A 16,016-nucleotide genomic window follows, 5' to 3' on the forward strand; every position below is an offset into this window, starting at 1 on the left:
GGGTGTCCTTCACGTCCGGTCGCTGCGCCTCTGTGGGTTGGGTCTTCGTTCTGGGGTGCCCGTCACGTCCAATTGCGGCGTCCCTCTGGGCTGGGCTCTCGTTCTGGGGTGTCCTTCACGTCCGATCGCCGCGCCCTTGTGGGTCGGGTCCTCGTCCTGGCGGTGCCCTTCACGCCCGATCGCCGCGACCCTGCGGGCCCAGCTCTTGCCGTGTCCGGGCCGGGCATGCCGTTTTCGCGGTTGTGCGGTCACGTCCACGCGGCGGCGGCGCCGGCGCCGGTCACGCCGTCGCGTGCGGCTGTACCGGTATCGGGTCCGGGCCGTGACGGTGCTGTCCGTGTCCGTGTCCGTGCCGCGGCGGTGCGGGCCGGGGCTTGGCCGCGGGAGGGTCGGACGGCCTTGCTGCGGCTGTGCCGGTCCGGCTCCCTCGCCGCGTCCGCGCTGGTCACCTCGTCCTCCGGCGAGGGCGTCGGCCCGCCCGGCCGACGCCCTGGGGCGTCAGTCCCTGGCCGAGGCGTCCGCGCGTTGGGCGGCCAAGGCGCGGGCCAGGTCGTCGCGGGACTCCGTGATCAGGCGGCGCAGTGCGGGTGCCGCGTCCGGGTGGGCGGCCAGCCAGGCGTCGGTGGCGTCCAGAGTGGCCTGGTCCCCCTGGGCGGCGGGGTACAGGCCCCGTACGACGGCCATCGCGATCTCGATGGACCGCGATGCCCACACCTGCTCCAGCACCTCGAAGTACCGCGCGGCGTACGGTGCGGTCAGCGCGGCCTGCCCGGGCTGGCCGAATCCGGCGATGGTGGCCTCCACCAGGGCGTTGGACAGCGCGTCCGACTCGACCACCGACGCCCAGGCCTGTGCCTTGACGGCGGCGGACGGGCGGGAGGCCAGGCACCGCACCTGGTGCCGCTTGCCGGAGGCGGTGTCGTCCCGGGCGAGCTCCGCCTCGATCGTCGCCTCGTCCGCGGCGCCCTCGGCGGCCAGCGGTTGCAGGAGCGTCCAGCGCAGCTCTTGGTCCACCTCCAGGCCGTCGATCCGGGCGGTGCCGGCCAGCAGGCCCTTTAGAAGGCGCAGTTCGTGCTCGCCGGTGGCCACGGCGGCCAGGAAGCGGGCCCAGGCGAGCTGGTGGCCGCTGCCGGGCTCGGCGTGCCGCAGCTGTGTGACGGCGCCCTCGGCGAGCAGCCGGCCGCCTTCGGCGCGCCACTCGGGCGCGGTGTAGTGGTCCAGGGCCAGCTTGGCCTGGCCGTGCAGCAGTTGAAGGACGCCGATCTCGGTCTCGTCCCCGGCGAACCGCAGCACCAGGCGGATGAAGTCCCGTGCGGGCATCAGCCCGTCGCGGGTGAGGTTCCACAGCGCCGACCAGCACAGGGCGCGGGCGAGAGGGTCGGTGAGCTCCCCCAGGTGGTCGCGGAGGGTGGCCAGCGACACCTCGTCGAAGCGGACCTTGCAGTAGGTCAGGTCGGCGTCGTTGACGAGCACCAGGTCGGGCCGGTCGGCGCCGGCCAGTTGCGGCACGGCGGCCCGCGGCCCGGTGACGTCCACCTCGGCGCGCGCGTACTGCTCCAGCGTGCCCTGGGCCGGGTCACGGCGGTAGAAGCCGACGGCGACCCGGTGGGGCCGCAGCACCGGGTGCGCTTCGGGGGCCTCCTGGAGGACGGCGAGTTCGGTGACGCGGCCGGCGGCGTCGTAGGTGAGCTGCGGGGTGAGGGTGTTGACGCCGGCGGTCTGCAGCCAGGCCTTGGACCAGGCGGCCATGTCGCGCCCGGAGGTCTCCTCCAGGACGGCCAGCAGGTGCTCCAGGCGGGTGTTGCCCCACTGGTGGCGCTGGAAGTAGCGCCGGGCGCCCTCCAGGAAGGCGTCCTGGCCGACGTAGGCGACCAACTGCTTGAGGACGGAGGCGCCCTTGGCGTAGGTGATGCCGTCGAAGTTGAGCTTGGCGTCCTCCAGGTCCCGGATGTCGGCGGTGACCGGGTGGGTGGAGGGCAACTGGTCGGCGCGGTAGGCCCAGGACTTGCGGCGGTTGGCGAAGGTGATCCAGCCGCCGGTGAACCGGGTGGCCTCCACCAGGGCGAAGGCGCCCATGAAGTCGGCGAAGGACTCCTTGAGCCACAGGTCGTCCCACCACTCCATGGTGACCAGGTCCCCGAACCACATGTGCGCCATCTCGTGCAGGATGACGTTGGCGCGGCCCTCGTACGAGGCCTCGGTGACCTTGCCGCGGAAGACGAACTCCTCGCGGAAGGTGACGCATCCGGGGTTCTCCATGGCGCCGATGTTGTACTCCGGCACGAACGCCTGGTCGTACTTGCCGAACGGGTACGGGTAGCCGAAGTGGTCGTGGAAGAAGTCCAGCCCCTGCTTGGTGACGGTGAAGATGTCGTCCGCGTCGAAGTGCGGCGCCAGCCCCTTGCGGCACAGCGCGCCGAGCGGGATCTCCAGCTCGCTGCCGTCGGGCAGGGTGCGGCGGTAGGTGTCGGAGACGTAGTGGTAGGGGCCGGCGACGACGGCGGTGATGTAGGTGGAGATCGGCCGGGTGCGGGCGAACCGCCACCGCGCCCCGGCGCCCTCGGAGACCGGCTGCGGCTCCCCGTCCCCGGCCCCGTTGCTCAGCACCGTCCAGCCCGTGGGGGCGGTGACGGTGAAGTCGAAGGGAGCCTTGAGGTCCGGCTGTTCGAAGGTGGCGAAGACGCGGCGCGCGTCGGCGGGTTCGTACTGCGTGTAGAGGTAGGTCTCGCCGTCCTCGGGGTCGAGGAAGTGGTGCAGGCCCTCACCGGTGCGGCTGTAGGCGCACTGCGCGTCGATCGTCACCTCGTTGGCCGCGTCGGCCCGCAGCCCCGGCAGGGTGACGCGGCAGCCGTCGAAGACCTCCTCGACGCGCAGGGACTCGCCGTTGAGGGTGACGGAGTGGACGTGCGGCGCCACCAGGTCGGCGAAGGTGGTGGCGCCCTCCTCGGCGCAGGTGAACCGGATCGTGGTCGTCGAGCGGAAGGTGCGGGGTCCGTCGGCCGGCGGCGCCTGGACGGCCGAGCGCACGTCCAGCGCCACCTCGTACCCGCTCACGCTCAGCAGGGCGGCACGCTGCCGGGCCTCGGTGCGGGTCAGGTTCTCTCCGGGCACGCGACGCTCCCTCTCCGTCCGGTCCTCCCGCCTGCCGCGGGGGACGCCGATGTCTCGCATGGTGAACAACCCGCTCAGCATCGCATGCGCCACCGACAGGCCGTACCCGGGAATGCGGCCGGCCGCCCGTTACGTTGTCCGCATCCGTAACGCCCCTTTTCGTAGCCTGTTCGCACCACGAAGGAGAGCGCATGTCCGGTACGACGGAGAAGACCCCGGCAGACTTCTGGTTCGACCCCCTGTGCCCCTGGGCCTGGCTCACCTCCCGGTGGATGCTGGAGGTGGAGAAGGTCCGGCCGGTGGAGGTCCGCTGGCACGTGATGAGCCTGTCCGTGCTCAACGAGAAGCGCGTGGACGAACTGTCCGACAACTACCGTGCGCGGATCGCCCGCGGCTGGGGGCCGGGACGCGTGCTGATCGCCGCGGAGCAGCAGCACGGGAACGAGGTGCTGGGCCCGCTCTACACCGCGATCGGCACCCGCAGGCACCCGGGCGGGCGCCAGTTGGACCGGGAGGTGATCGTGGAGTCGTTGCAGGAGGTCGGCCTGCCCGCGTCGCTGGCGGACGCGGCCGACTCGGAGGAGTACGACGCGGCGCTGCGCGCCTCGCACCAGGAGGGCATCCAACTGGTCGGTGAGGAGGTCGGTACGCCGGTCATCGCGGTGCCCGGCCGGAGCGGGCAGCAGGTCGCCTTCTTCGGCCCCGTGGTCACGCCCGCGCCCAAGGGCGAGGCCGCGGCCAAGCTGTGGGACGGGACGTTGATGGTCGCGGAGACGCCCGGGTTCTTCGAGCTGAAGCGCACCCGTACGCAGGAGCCGGTCTTCGACTGAGAAGAGCGCCGCACCACCGCCGGGCGCCACCCGGTACAGGCCAGGGGCCCCTTGTGTGTCACGTCCACACAAGGGGCCCCTGTTTCTCCCGCCCGTTCGTGAAGGTTGAGAAGACGATCACGAGGACGGAAGCCGTGCCCGCGCGGCAGGGGAGGTTACGGCGCGAGCAGCAGGTTGTTGGCGCGTTCCTTGGCCGCGGTGTAGCGGGCGGCGACATCCTGCCAGTTGACGACGCGCCACATGGCCTCGACGAAGTCCACCTTCTGGTTGCGGTACTGCAGGTAGAAGGCGTGCTCCCAGGCGTCGAAGACCAGAATCGGCACGGAGCCCTGGCCGATGTTGCCCTGGTGGTCGTAGACCTGTTCGACGATCAGCCGGCCGGTGACCGGTTCGTACGCCAGGACGCCCCAGCCCGAGCCCTGCGTGGTGGCGGCGGCCTTGGACAGCTGTGCCTTGAACTTGGCGAAGTCCCCGAAGGACTCGGCGATGGCGTCCGCCAGCTCGCCGGTGCCGTCCTTCTCCAGCGGCTCACCGCCGCCGTCACCGGTCATGTTCTGCCAGTAGATGGTGTGCAGGATGTGCCCGGACAGGTGGAAGGCGAGGCTCTTCTCCAGGCCGTTGATCGACCCCCACGCATCCTTGTCGCGCGCCTCCGCGAGCTGTTCGAGGGTGTCGTTGGCGCCCTTCACGTACCCGGCGTGGTGCTTGTCGTGGTGCAGCTCGATGATCTCGCCGCTGATGACCGGCTCCAGTGCGGAGTAGTCGTACGGCAGCTCCGGCAAGGTGTATGTCGACATGCTCTCGCCCTTCACTCGCTAATGCACATTACTTGCAACAAGAAGTTAGCAGCAAGAGAGCGCGAAAGAGCGGAGCGCCCCCGGTGTGCGGGGGCGCTCCGCTCTCTCGCGTGCCGGCCCTGAGTTCCGAGCCCTGAGTTCTGCTCCCTGGGCCGTCGGCCGGTCGGTGCCGGGCGCTCTCAGGCGTCCTCGGGCACCGGGGTGCGCGGACGGATCCGCTGCCGTACGTATCCGACGGCGGCCAGCACGACCGTCAGTCCGGCGGTGAAGGCCAACTGGGTACGGGTGTCGCTCTCGCGCAGCATGAGCACCAGGACGGCGACGATGCCGAGTATCGCCACGACGGTCAGCCCCGGGAACAGCCACATCCGCACCACCAGCTTCTGAGGTGCCTCACGCTCCAGCCGGTAGCGGGTGACCAGTTGGGAGACGGCGATGAAGCCCCACACCACCAGCGTCGCGGCCCCGACCATGTTGAGCAGCCAGGTGAAGATCGTCTCGGCCCAGAAGATGTTCAGCAGTACCGCCACGAAGCCGAAGAAGGACGAGGCGATCACCGCGTAGCGCGGCACCCCCTGCGAGCTGAGCCGGTTGAAGAAGGCCGGGCCCTCACCCCGCTCGACCAGGGAGTACGACATGCGGGAAGCGCCGTAGATGTTGGCGTTCATGGCCGAGAGCAGGGCGACGAGCACCACCACGTTCATCACCTGCGCGGCGGCCGGGATGCCCACGTAGTCCAGCACGGCCGCGTACGGCCCCGACTTCACCGACTCGTCGTCCCACGGCATGAGGGTGACGATCACCAGCATCGAGCCGACGTAGAACAGCGCGATGCGCCACACCGCCGTCCGCACGGCCTTGGCGACGCCGGAGACGGGCTTCTCCGACTCGGCCGCCGCGATCGTCACCGTCTCCAGCCCGCCGAAGGCGAACACGGACGCCAGCAGGCCCACGATCAGCCCGTCGGCCCCGGTGGGGAAGAAACCGCCGTCCCCGGTCAGGTGGCTGCCGCCCGGCGTCTCGGTGCCAGGGAGCAGCCCGGCGACGGCCAGCACGCCGAGTATCAGGAACGCGCTGATCGCCAGCACCTTCAAGGTGGCGAACCAGAATTCGTACTCGCCGAAGTTGCGCACCTGGGCCAGGTTGCTCCCGCAGAACAGGAGCATGAACAGCGCGACCCACATCCACTGTTCGGTCGCGGGCAGCCAGCCCGTCATGATCTTGGCCGCGGCGGTGGCCTCCGTCGCGATGGCGACGCACAGCAGCGCCCAGTAGATCCAGCCGGAGGCGAACCCCGCCCAGGGACCCAAAGCCCGCTCGGCGTGCACGGAGAAGGAGCCGGAGGCCGGGCGGGCGGCCGACATCTCGCCGAGCATCCGCATCACCAGCATCACCAGCGCGCCGGAGGCGGCGTAGGCGAGGACGATGGAGGGGCCCGCGGCGGCGATGCCCGCGCCGGAGCCGACGAAGAGGCCCGCGCCGATGACGCCGCCGAGGGCGATCATCGACAGATGGCGCTGCTTGAGCCCGTTGGCGAGGGAACGGCCGTCACCGGGGGCCTCGCCGGGTCTGGAGGAGTCCGCAGCCCCGGCAGGCTGCGAGGGCTCGTCGGGCGAGTGCGGCGCGTCGGACGTCTCGGTGCGCGTCATCAGTGGCCGTTCCTGGGTGTGAGGGGCGAGCGGGGACGGAGTGGCAGGTGGTGCTGTTGCTCCCACAGTGTTCGGGAGGCATCCCCGGCACTTCAATAATCGTGCAGCCCATCCTGGGATACGGACACCCCTTTCCGCGGGGCGATCGGTACGAACAGGGCTTTCCCGCCCCGCCGTCGCCGTGCCCGCGCCGCCTTCATGGCCGGCCGCACTGTTGCCGAACTCACGCCGCTCCCCGCCGCGGCCCCGCACGCCTGACGTCACCACCTCGTGCCGTCACCTCCCGGTGCCGCACTGTCGCCAAGCTCACGCCCGCTCACGCTCGGCAGCGGGACGGATTCGGCTAGCGTCATGGGGCACGAGACCGACGAGACGGAGATGCCATGAGTGTTCTCACTTCCGCCGCAGCCACCCCGCGTCCCGGAGCCGTGCTCGCGGATCTGCTGCCCGCCTCCAGCGCCGCCCGCGCCCGGGTCAGGGACGCCGCGCTGGTCGGCGGCGGCGCCGCGCTGACCGGGGTCGCCGCCCAGATCGCGCTCCCCGTCCCCGGCTCGCCGGTGCCCGTCACCGGCCAGACCTTCGCCGCGCTGCTGGTCGGCGTCGGGCTGGGCGCCGGCCGCGGGTTCCTCGCCCTCGCCCTCTACGCCGTGGCCGGGATGGCCGGCGTGCCGTGGTTCGCGGAGAGCTCCGCCGGAGTCGGCATGCCCACGCTGGGCTACGTCTTCGGCATGCTGCTGGCCTCTCTCGCCGTGGGCGCGCTGGCCCGCCGCGGCGGCGACCGGGGCGCGCTGCGCACGGCCGGGACGATGGCTGTGGGCCTGGCGGTGATCTACGCGATCGGCGTCCCCTACCTCGCGCTGTCGACCGGCATGTCGCTGACCGAGGCGGTCGCCGCCGGGCTGCTGCCCTTCCTGGTCGGGGACGCCCTCAAGGCGGCTCTCGCGATGGGTGCTCTGCCGGCCGCGTGGAAGCTCGCCGGCCGCAGGAGCTGACGCACCGCAGGGAACCACCGAGGGCCCGGCGCCGCACAGGTGCCGGGCCCTCGTCGTGCCCGCGGGGTGCGCGCGTCCCCCGGCTCAGCCCGCGTCCGCGGGGGAGTGCGGCGCGTGCGGGGCCCCGTCGCCCAGCGGTTCGCGGGCGGGCGCCGCCCCGCGCCGGAGGCGGTCCTTGACCAGCGAGGTGATCAGTACGCCCGCCGCGACGGCGAGCGACAGGAGCATCTGGGTGCGCCCGTCGTCGTCGGTGAACATGTAGCCGATCACGAACACGATGAGGCCGATCGTCGCCCAGGTCAGATACGGGTACAGCCACATCCGCACCGTCAGCCGCTCCGGTGCCTCCCGCTCGATGCGGCGCCGCATCCGCAACTGCGAGGCGCAGATGACCAGCCACACGAAGAGCGCGACGGCTCCCGAGGAGTTGAGCAGGAACTCGAAGACGGTGTCCTTGGCGATGTAGTTGAAGAAGACCGCCACGAAGCCGAAGGCCACCGAGGCCAGGATCGCGGCCCGCGGCACGCCCCGCCGGTTGGTGCGGCCGAAGGAGGCCGGGGCGTCCCCGCGCTCACCCAGCGAGAAGGCCATCCGCGAGGCGGTGTAGAGGCCCGAGTTGAGGCAGGAGAGGACGGCCGTCAGCACGACGACGTCCATCACGGTGCCCGCGTAGGGGATGTCCAGCGCGTCCAGCACGGCCACGTACGGCCCGTCGGTGGCGATGGCCTTCGCGTCCCACGGCAGCAGCGCGACGATCACGAACATCGACCCGATGTAGAACAGCCCGATCCGCCAGATCACGCTGGTGACGGCCTTGCGGACGGCGGCGACCGGGTTCGGGGACTCGGCGGCGGCCAGCGTGACGATCTCGCTGCCCATGAACGAGAAGACCACCAGCAGCATCCCGGAGAGGATCGCGCCGGGCCCGTGCGGCAGGAAACCGCCCGCTCCCGTCAGGTTCGCCAGACCGGCGGCGCCGTCGGCGGGCGGCAGCCCCACGAAGGCGATCAGGCCCACGACGATGAACGTGACGATCGCCACGACCTTGATGCCCGCGAACCAGAACTCGAACTCGCCGTAGGAGCCGACGGAGATCAGGTTCGTGCCGGTGAGCACCAGCATCACCAGCAGGGCCCACACCCACTGGTCGACCGCGGGTATCCAGCCCTCCAGGATGTCGGCGGCGGCGGTGGCCTCGACCGCGAGCACCACCGCCCAGAAGAACCAGTACAGCCAGCCGATGGTGAACCCGGCCCAGCGGCCCAGCGCCCGGTCGGCGTAGGTGGAGAACGAGCCGGAGGCCGGATCGGCGGCGGCCATCTCGCCGAGCATCCGCATCACCAGGACGACCAGCAGGCCGGCCAGGGCGTAGGACAGCAGGATGCCGGGGCCCGCGTCGGCGATGCCGGCCTTGGAGCCGACGAACAGCCCGGCGCCGATGACACCGCCGATGGCGATCATGGACAGGTGGCGGTTCTTGAGGCCCGCCTGCAGGCCGTCACCGTCCTGCGCGGTCTCTGCGGCCTGCGGCGGCGTCTGCTGCGGCTCCCCCGGCGTATGCGGGGTGTGCGGGGTACTCATGGGGCAGCCGGCTCCTTGTGGGGTCGTCGTCTTCAACGAGCGTTCACATGTAAGAGGGCGTGCTGCCCACAACGGAAGAGCCGAATCCGGATTGTTGCCCGCACGAGCAGGAGCATCCACGTACCCGGACGCGGCCGTTGCGTACGGTCACCGGCGTGACATCCTGTGCCGCCTCGGCCGCCCTGCGCGGGGCGGGCGGGGGAGGGGATGACACACTCTGCGGTATGCGCGTGTACCTCGGCTCCGACCATGCCGGATACGAACTGAAGAACCACCTCGTCGAGTGGCTGGCCTCCGCGGGCCACGAGCCCGTCGACTGCGGTCCCCACCTCTACGACGCCGAGGACGACTACCCGCCCTTCTGCCTCCGGGCCGCCGAGCGCACGGTCGCCGACAGCGGCTCCCTCGGCGTCGTCATCGGCGGCTCCGGCAACGGCGAGCAGATGGCCGCCAACAAGGTCCCCGGCGCCCGCTGTGCCCTGGCCTGGTCCACCGAGACGGCCGCGCTGGCCCGCGAGCACAACGACGCCAACCTGGTCGGCGTCGGCGCCCGGATGCACAGCACCGAGGAGGCCGTCTCCTTCGTCGAGACGTTCCTGAGCACCTCCTTCTCCGAGGGCGAGCGCCACAAGCGCCGCATCGGCATGCTCGCCGACTACGAGCGCACCGGCGAGCTGCCGCCCGTGCCGGCGCACCACCCCCAGGGCCCGCAGGCCCCGCGAAGCTGAGCCCGTGCCCGAGGGACACACCATCCACCGGCTGGCCCGCGACATCGCGGACCGGTTCGCGGGCCACCCGGTGGACGCCACCAGCCCGCAGGGCAAGTTCGCCGACGGCGCCGCGCTGCTCGACGGCACGGCGCCGACCGCGACCGAGGCGCACGGCAAGCACCTCTTCCTCGGCTTCGGCCCCGTCGGCTGGGTGCACATACACCTGGGTCTCTACGGCACCTTCCGCTTCGGCGAGGGCCCGCCGCCCGAGCCCGTGGGACAGGTACGGCTGCGGCTGGCCACCCGCCCCGACGGGCAGCCGCGCTCCTCCGCCTCCCGGGACCCGCAGGGCCCGCTGTACTACGCCGACCTGCGCGGCCCCACCCGCTGCGAGCTGCTGACCGCCCCCGAGAAGCAGGCCGTCGACGACCGGCTGGGCCCCGACCCGCTGCGCGCCGCCTCCGATCCCGAGGCCGCCTGGGCCCGGATCTCCCGCAGCCGCACCAGCATCGCCGCCCTGCTGATGGACCAGAAGGTCGTCGCCGGGGTCGGCAACGTCTACCGCGCCGAGGTGCTCTTCCGGCACGGCATCGACCCCTACCGCGCGGGCCGCGACCTCTCCCGCACCGAGTGGGACACCCTGTGGGCGGACCTGGCGGCGCTGATGGCCGACGGCGTGCGCAAGAACCGCATCGACACCGTGCGGGACGAGCACACCCCCGAGGCCATGGGACGCCCGCCCCGCGTGGACGACCACGGCGGTGAGGTCTACGTCTACCGCCGTGCCGGGCAGCCCTGCCTGGTGTGCGGCAGCCCCGTCGCCACCGCCGAGCTGGCCGCCCGCAACCTGTTCTGGTGCCCGCACTGCCAGCCGGGACGGGACTGAGCCGCCGCACACGCCGGAGGCGGTCCGTACGCCCTCAGAACCCGTGCGGCAGCCAGGGCGCCACCTCCCCGGCGAAGGCGGCGGAGGCGGCCCGCAGGGCGCCCGAGCCGGGACGCTCCTCGCGCACCAGACCGGCACCGGCCAGCGCCGCGAGCGACGTGCCGCCCAGGTAGGCGCGGCCCAACTCCCGCACGGACAGCGACAGGTCCGCCGGGTCGCCGGTCGGCTCGCACACCGCTCCCTTCTCGTCACCGGCCAGCCGCCACCGGCCGCTGTTCCACGGGCAGAAGGCGTCCTCGATGCCGATGACGACCTCGACGGGTGTCGTGTAGGTGCGCGCGGCCAGCGCGGCGCCGACGTCCACGGGGCGTACGAACAGCGCGTCGCGCACCCGGACCGGGCACCGGCGCGGGTCGTCCACCAGGTGCTGCCAGGCGTCGTCCAGCGGGCGGTCACCGGTGACGATCGAGGTCGTCAGGTCGATGCCGAACAGGAACCGCCAGACCGCGGCGTATCCGGCCGGATCCAGCGCCTCCATGTCGCGCAGCCGTACCTCGCCCTCGGCCGCCACCGCCTCGTTCCAGTCGGTCCTCACGGCGTAGCGGGCGTACGCCACCGGCTCACCGTCGCGCAGTGCCACCACGCAGCGCAGGGGTGAGGCGCCGTCACGCCGGCGCTCGGGATCGAGCAGCGGCGCGCGCTCCCACCCCGGGCGCCGCTCCAGCATCCCCGGGCGCCGGTGCACCACCCGCGCGTAGACCGCCTCGCACTCCGCGAGCAGCGTGGCCGCCTCGTCCGACTGCCGCAGCCGCAGCCCGTCCGCCTCCGCCGCCAGCGGCGCGGGCAGGGCCAACCCCGTGCGGCTGGTGTCGATCCGGGCCGTGAGGGCACGTGTCGCAAGGCCGTACCCGAACCGTCCGTAGATCGAGCCCTCCGACGCCGTCAGCACCGCGAGCGGCTCGCGGCCCGCCTCCCGCACGTCGTCCAACTGCCGCCGCATGAGGGAGCGGAGCAGCCCGCGCCTGCGGTGCGTGGGTGCCACACTCACCGCCGTCACCCCGGCGGCCGGGACGGCGGCCCCGCCGGGCACCGTCGTTGCGAACGACAGCAGCCCGGCGGTGGCCACCGGGCGGCCCTCCTCCCACACCCCGAGACAGCGGCCCACCTCCGTCAACGAGCGCTGCAGCTCCCGCTCCTGCGGCGTCTCCTCGATGGCGAACGCGCTCAGCAGCGCGCTGTACCAGGTGTCCCACTCCGCATCCCGCAGCACCTGCGGCTCAGTCGTCATGGCGCCATCACAACAGGCCGTGCACGCACGGGCGACCGAATTCGACCGTGGACGCGCCGCCCTCCTGCGCGGGCGCGTCGCGCGCGCCCCCCGCGCCCGTACCGGGAATCGACGGGCGGCCGAGGGGGTGGCTAGGCTCCGTGAGCATGGCGGAACGCCACGCGGGCCCCTCCACGGCGACGACCCGGCCGCACCAGGCACTCAAGACCTGGCACCGGGTCCGCACCAACCTGCGCAGGTCAGCCGTCGACTACTTCCGTGGCGGTGCCTCCGACGGGGTCGCCCTGGCCGGACTGCTGCTCACCGTCCCCGCGTTGACCTGGGCCACTGTCCTCACCCCGGTGTGGTGCGCCCCCGAGGCCCTGGTGCTGCCCATCATCGCCGGCGGCCTGCTGCTGCGGCCCGCCAGCCTGCTGGTGCTCTACGCCGCCGCCGCGGTCGCGCTGATGGTCGAGTCGCTGCTGCTGGAGCCCTGGGAGTTCCACGACGGCGCGGGCCGCGTCACCCCCGGCACCGTCCTGGTCGTCGCCGCGGCGGGCCTGTCCGGGCTGCTCATCGCGCAGTTCCGCAGCCGCGTCGGCGTGCCCTGGCGGCGCGGCGGCACCATGCTCTTCGACCTGCGCGAACGCATCCGTGTCCAGAGCAAGCTGCCCAAGCTGCCGGCGGGCTGGCACCACGAGATGTCCCTGCGCCCGGCCGGCGGTCAGTCCTTCTCCGGCGACTTCGTCGTCGCCGCCCGCACCGGCCCGGGAAGGCGCGTCCTGGAACTCGTCCTGACCGACGTGTCCGGCAAGGGCATGGACGCCGCCTCCCGCGCCCTGCTGCTGTCCGGCGCCTTCGGCGGGCTGCTGGGCTCCCTGCCGCCGCACGACTTCCTGCCCGCCGCCAACGGCTACCTGCTGCGCCAGTCCTGGGACGAGGGCTTCGCCACCTCCGTGCACCTCGTCCTCGACCTCGACAGCGGCGACTACGAGCTGCGCTCCGCCGGGCACGTCCCCGCCATGCAGCTCAACGCCGGGTCCGGCAAATGGGAGGAGAAGGCCGCCGAGGGCCCGCTGCTGGGGGTGTACGGCGGCGCCGACTTCGACCCCCTCAAGGGCGCGCTGCGCCGCGGCGACGTGCTGATGCTCTTCACCGACGGGCTGGTGGAGACCGCGGAGCGCGATCTGACCGAGGGCATGGACCGCCTCACCGGTGAGGCCGACCGCTACGTCGCCTCCAGCTTCCACGGCGCCGCCTGGCATCTGATCGAGTCGGTCGCCAAGGACGTCAACGACGACCGCGCCCTGCTGCTGATCTGCCGCGACTGACCCGGCAGGCGGGGAGCGGGCAACCGGGAGGGCGCCCGGTCACCCGCGGCCCGTACGTTCGAGGCTCCCGGCGGCCCCGCGCGACCGCCTCCGTTCCCGCCCGCGCCCCTCGCACGCGAAGCGGCCCCCTTCCTCCGTACGCGGGGGAAGAGGGCCGTCGTAAACGCGTCGACGCTGCGGGGCGGGTTACCGCTTGCGGTGGGAGACCGGCCGCCGGGCGGGCTCACCGTCGGCGCCGGCGGACCCGGAGGAGTGCGAGGACTCCCGCTTACGGGCCAGGGCCCCTGGATCGCGCTTGAAGAACCAGTCCATCTTCGGCTCGATCGCGAACTTGAAGAGCCTGGTCACCCAGGGAGTGCACAGCACCGTCATCATCACGGCCGCCAGCACGGTGATGGCGACGCGGCTCAGCGGGTGGTCGACCCAGTCCATCTCGTACCAGTCGAACTGCCGCGAGCTCTGGATGAAGAAGACGTGCAGCAGGTACGCGTACAGCGTGCCCGCGCCCAGCGCCGTGAACCACATGTGCCGGCGGGGCACCCACGACATGAAGCAGGCGGTCATCACCAGGCCGCAGCCGAACAGCGCGAGGTACATCACAGCGCCCGCCCAGGAGGGCACGTCCATGTCGGCGGCCGCCTTGTCGTGCAGGAACCAGGCCTTGGACATCCGGGGCACCGCCCAGTAGGCGAAGGCGAGGGTGCACAGGGTGACCGGCACGGCCATGTACCGCGTCTGCTTCCGCTTGACGAGCTGGAAGTGGCGGGGCTGGAGTTGCAGGCCGAGCACGAAGAAGGGCAGGAACTGGGCGATGCGCATCAGGTTGAGGTCGCCGCCGATCGAGGGCGTCACGCTGGCTGCCGCCCCGATCGCCAGCGCGACCGGCATGGGCCAGCGCAGGCTCTTCCACAGCGGCGTCGTCAGCCGCCAGAAGAACAGTGCACACAGGAACCACAGCGCGAACCCCGGTTCCTGGAAGTGGAACTCGCGGTCCGGGTCGTCGTTGGCCCAGCGCATGAAGTACGTGTAGACGACCTGGATTGCCAAGTAGGGGACGACGACGCCGGTGACCAGCCGCTGGATCTGCTTGGGCTTGGCCTCGAAACTCCTGGACAGGTAGCCGGAGATGATGATGAACGCCGGCATGTGGAACGTGTAGAGGACGAAGTACAGCGCTTCAGCGGTACGGCTGTCCTCGCGCAGCGGGTCCCAGGCGTGGCCGATCCCGACGAGGACGATCGTCAGGTACTTGGCGTTGTCGAAGAACGGGTCCCGCTGCTTGGCTGCTGGTTTCTTCTGCGCCTTGGGGGACTGCGGCTTCGAAGGCTCCTCCGGGGACGCGGGCGGCGCCTCGGGTGGGGTCTCCTGGCGGACGGGGGGGAGCGGCGCCCGCTCATAACCAGCGTGCAACATCTGCCGCACATTAGCGCTTGAACCTGTGACCCGTAAATTCTCGTCCCGGCCGTTCTTCCCGCCCCTGTTCGCCCTATTCCTCATACACCGGAACCAGGCTGACGGTGCATGGGCCTGATGTTCGGTTCGCCACCTGTTTTCCCGCCTGAATCGGGCATATGGGAGCCCTCCGCGGGGCTGTGCGGCCGCGGCACCGCCCGCCGCGGGTGCCGCTGCGGTGCGGCCCTGTGAGTGAGCCCACAAAGTGCCGTACCGCACGATGAATTCACCGCACGGGGCCCGACGGCACTCGGTGCCGGAAGTTATGCACCAGGTGCACGAGGTGCGGTACGTGTATTGATCGAGCCGAATTGGTGGCCGAATTGCGCACCCTCTCCGCCGACGCCCTGCCCCCGGGGCGGCGCTCTCGCCGTCGCGGCTGTCCCCGCAGCGGGACCCCGCGCGTCCGCCGCTGTCCCATCCGTACCGTTTCTGCACTCCCCCCGAGTGAGGATTTACCCGATGATGGGTCCGACGAACGGTCACCCGGGTCCTCCGACAACGGAGTTGGTGGCACGATGGGTGCGCGCCGAGTGCGCGGGGGCGGGCCACGGTGGCAGGCCCCCAGGCCGGGTGAGGTTCCGACCATGAGGGTGTGAGCAGTTGTGGCCATCTCGCTGTCCGTAGTCGTGCTGTTGGCGGTCATCCTGGTGGTAATGATCCGGGGCAAGTCCATCAAGGCGGGACCGGCGATCGTCGCCATACTCTTCGGCTTCTTCCTGGCCTCCACCGGTATGGCGCCGGCCATCAACCGGTTCCTGAACTCGATCGCGCACACGATCAACCAGATCAGCTTCTGACGGCGGCCGGCCTCCGGCAGCCGCCGGTGGCCGGCGCCTCTCCTGCCGCGTCCCACCGGCCGGGGCGCGGCTCCTGTGCGGGCTGACGCCGCCGGTCCACCCGGCCGCAGCCCTGCCCCGCCGCCCGCGGCGGACACCGTGCGTGGCCCACCTCTTCCGCTGAGTGCTCCCCGAGCGCCGGACCCGCCTCCGGGACCGTCACCCCCCGGAGGCGGCCAGGGCGCGGGCAAGGGTGGCGCCGGGCGGAGGCGCACCTCGGCATGACGAAGGCCCGGCCCCGTCGAGGGGCCGGGCCTTCGTGTGCGAGCGGGCGACGGGAATCGAACCCGCGTAGCTGGTTTGGAAGACCAGGGCTCTACCATTGAGCTACGCCCGCGCAGGCCGGATCGGCACAGCCGCATCCTACGACATGTACTCTACGTGTCGCACCGACGGGGTGTGGCGCAGCTTGGTAGCGCGTCCGCTTTGGGAGCGGAAGGTCGTCGGTTCGAATCCGGCCACCCCGACCACGTACTATGAAAGACGCGCGTGCCTGTGTCGTCTCTGCATGCATACGGGGCGCAGCTCAAGAAACAGCAAGACCCCCGATGCCAGCCCCAAGGAGACCGAC

The 16,016-nt window shown here is 71.8% G+C and carries 12 protein-coding genes and 2 tRNA genes; 7 read left to right on the forward strand and 7 right to left on the reverse strand.

Translation table 11 applies throughout. From position 1 onward, the window contains the following. Positions 1-498 precede the first annotated feature (498 nt). Complete coding sequence (gene pepN / locus H297_RS0129455) at positions 499-3,111, reverse strand: aminopeptidase N (protein WP_027739977.1); 2,613 nt, start codon at positions 3,109-3,111, stop codon at positions 499-501. A 191-nt stretch (positions 3,112-3,302) separates the two neighbouring features. Here pepN and H297_RS0129460 point away from each other — a divergent pair, with 191 nt between their 5' ends. Further along, positions 3,303-3,941, forward strand: coding sequence for a mycothiol-dependent nitroreductase Rv2466c family protein (locus tag H297_RS0129460; protein ID WP_027739978.1), 639 nt, complete (start codon positions 3,303-3,305; stop codon positions 3,939-3,941). A 155-nt stretch (positions 3,942-4,096) separates the two neighbouring features. Here H297_RS0129460 and H297_RS0129465 read toward each other — a convergent pair whose 3' ends face one another. Together H297_RS0129465 and H297_RS0129470 are read right to left on the reverse strand one after the other, a co-directional pair. Then, complete coding sequence (locus H297_RS0129465) at positions 4,097-4,738, reverse strand: superoxide dismutase (RefSeq protein WP_027739979.1); 642 nt, start codon at positions 4,736-4,738, stop codon at positions 4,097-4,099. 179 nt (positions 4,739-4,917) lie between these two features. Continuing rightward, positions 4,918-6,387 carry an amino acid permease gene (locus tag H297_RS0129470; protein ID WP_027739980.1) on the reverse strand — a complete coding sequence of 490 codons (1,470 nt, stop codon included), beginning with the start codon at positions 6,385-6,387 and terminating at the stop codon, positions 4,918-4,920. Between the two features lie 383 nt (positions 6,388-6,770). Here H297_RS0129470 and H297_RS0129475 point away from each other — a divergent pair, with 383 nt between their 5' ends. Next, a complete protein-coding gene (locus tag H297_RS0129475; RefSeq protein ID WP_027739981.1) occupies positions 6,771-7,379 on the forward strand; it encodes a biotin transporter BioY in 609 nt (202 codons plus the stop codon). A gap of 84 nt (positions 7,380-7,463) precedes the next feature. Here the strand turns inward: H297_RS0129475 and H297_RS39130 are convergent, their stop codons facing one another. Beyond that, positions 7,464-8,960, reverse strand: coding sequence for an amino acid permease (locus H297_RS39130; RefSeq protein ID WP_051352286.1), 1,497 nt, complete (start codon positions 8,958-8,960; stop codon positions 7,464-7,466). Positions 8,961-9,184: 224 nt separating this feature from the next. Between H297_RS39130 and H297_RS0129485 the strand changes: the two genes are divergently transcribed. After that, a complete protein-coding gene (locus H297_RS0129485; protein WP_027739982.1) occupies positions 9,185-9,688 on the forward strand; it encodes a ribose-5-phosphate isomerase in 504 nt (167 codons plus the stop codon). Between the two features lie 4 nt (positions 9,689-9,692). Next, positions 9,693-10,556 (forward strand): DNA-formamidopyrimidine glycosylase family protein, encoded by an 864-nt coding sequence (locus tag H297_RS0129490; RefSeq protein WP_027739983.1) that lies wholly within the window; start codon positions 9,693-9,695, stop codon positions 10,554-10,556. A 34-nt stretch (positions 10,557-10,590) separates the two neighbouring features. On the opposite strand, the gene H297_RS0129495 is transcribed toward H297_RS0129490, so the two are convergent. Further along, positions 10,591-11,844 carry a GNAT family N-acetyltransferase gene (locus H297_RS0129495; RefSeq protein WP_027739984.1) on the reverse strand — a complete coding sequence of 418 codons (1,254 nt, stop codon included), beginning with the start codon at positions 11,842-11,844 and terminating at the stop codon, positions 10,591-10,593. A 146-nt stretch (positions 11,845-11,990) separates the two neighbouring features. On the opposite strand from H297_RS0129495, the gene H297_RS0129505 reads away from it, so the two are divergent. Continuing rightward, a complete protein-coding gene (locus H297_RS0129505; protein ID WP_027739985.1) occupies positions 11,991-13,154 on the forward strand; it encodes a PP2C family protein-serine/threonine phosphatase in 1,164 nt (387 codons plus the stop codon). Between the two features lie 186 nt (positions 13,155-13,340). On the opposite strand, the gene H297_RS0129510 is transcribed toward H297_RS0129505, so the two are convergent. After that, on the reverse strand, positions 13,341-14,567 hold the full coding sequence (locus H297_RS0129510) for an acyltransferase family protein (RefSeq protein WP_027739986.1): 1,227 nt from the start codon (positions 14,565-14,567) through the stop codon (positions 13,341-13,343). 644 nt (positions 14,568-15,211) lie between these two features. Here H297_RS0129510 and H297_RS0129515 point away from each other — a divergent pair. Beyond that, a complete protein-coding gene (locus H297_RS0129515) occupies positions 15,212-15,406 on the forward strand; it encodes a hypothetical protein (RefSeq protein WP_027739987.1) in 195 nt (64 codons plus the stop codon). A 305-nt stretch (positions 15,407-15,711) separates the two neighbouring features. Here H297_RS0129515 and H297_RS0129520 read toward each other — a convergent pair. Then, positions 15,712-15,782: transfer RNA gene (locus H297_RS0129520), tRNA-Gly, on the reverse strand. Between the two features lie 56 nt (positions 15,783-15,838). Between H297_RS0129520 and H297_RS0129525 the strand changes: the two genes are divergently transcribed. Then, positions 15,839-15,915: transfer RNA gene (locus H297_RS0129525), tRNA-Pro, on the forward strand. Positions 15,916-16,016 lie beyond the last annotated feature (101 nt).

It is taken from the genome of Streptomyces sp. CNT360 (assembly GCF_000424785.1).

Coding starts and splice junctions, on each gene's coding strand:
- H297_RS0129470 (WP_027739980.1), bottom strand. CDS start 6,387: ATGACGCGCACCGAGACGTCCGACGCGCCGCACTCGCCCGACGAGCCC.
- H297_RS0129505 (WP_027739985.1), top strand. CDS start 11,991: ATGGCGGAACGCCACGCGGGCCCCTCCACGGCGACGACCCGGCCGCAC.
- H297_RS39130 (WP_051352286.1), bottom strand. CDS start 8,960: ATGAGTACCCCGCACACCCCGCATACGCCGGGGGAGCCGCAGCAGACG.
- H297_RS0129465 (WP_027739979.1), bottom strand. CDS start 4,738: ATGTCGACATACACCTTGCCGGAGCTGCCGTACGACTACTCCGCACTG.
- H297_RS0129485 (WP_027739982.1), top strand. CDS start 9,185: ATGCGCGTGTACCTCGGCTCCGACCATGCCGGATACGAACTGAAGAAC.
- H297_RS0129495 (WP_027739984.1), bottom strand. CDS start 11,844: ATGACGACTGAGCCGCAGGTGCTGCGGGATGCGGAGTGGGACACCTGG.
- H297_RS0129475 (WP_027739981.1), top strand. CDS start 6,771: ATGAGTGTTCTCACTTCCGCCGCAGCCACCCCGCGTCCCGGAGCCGTG.
- H297_RS0129510 (WP_027739986.1), bottom strand. CDS start 14,567: ATGTTGCACGCTGGTTATGAGCGGGCGCCGCTCCCCCCCGTCCGCCAG.
- H297_RS0129460 (WP_027739978.1), top strand. CDS start 3,303: ATGTCCGGTACGACGGAGAAGACCCCGGCAGACTTCTGGTTCGACCCC.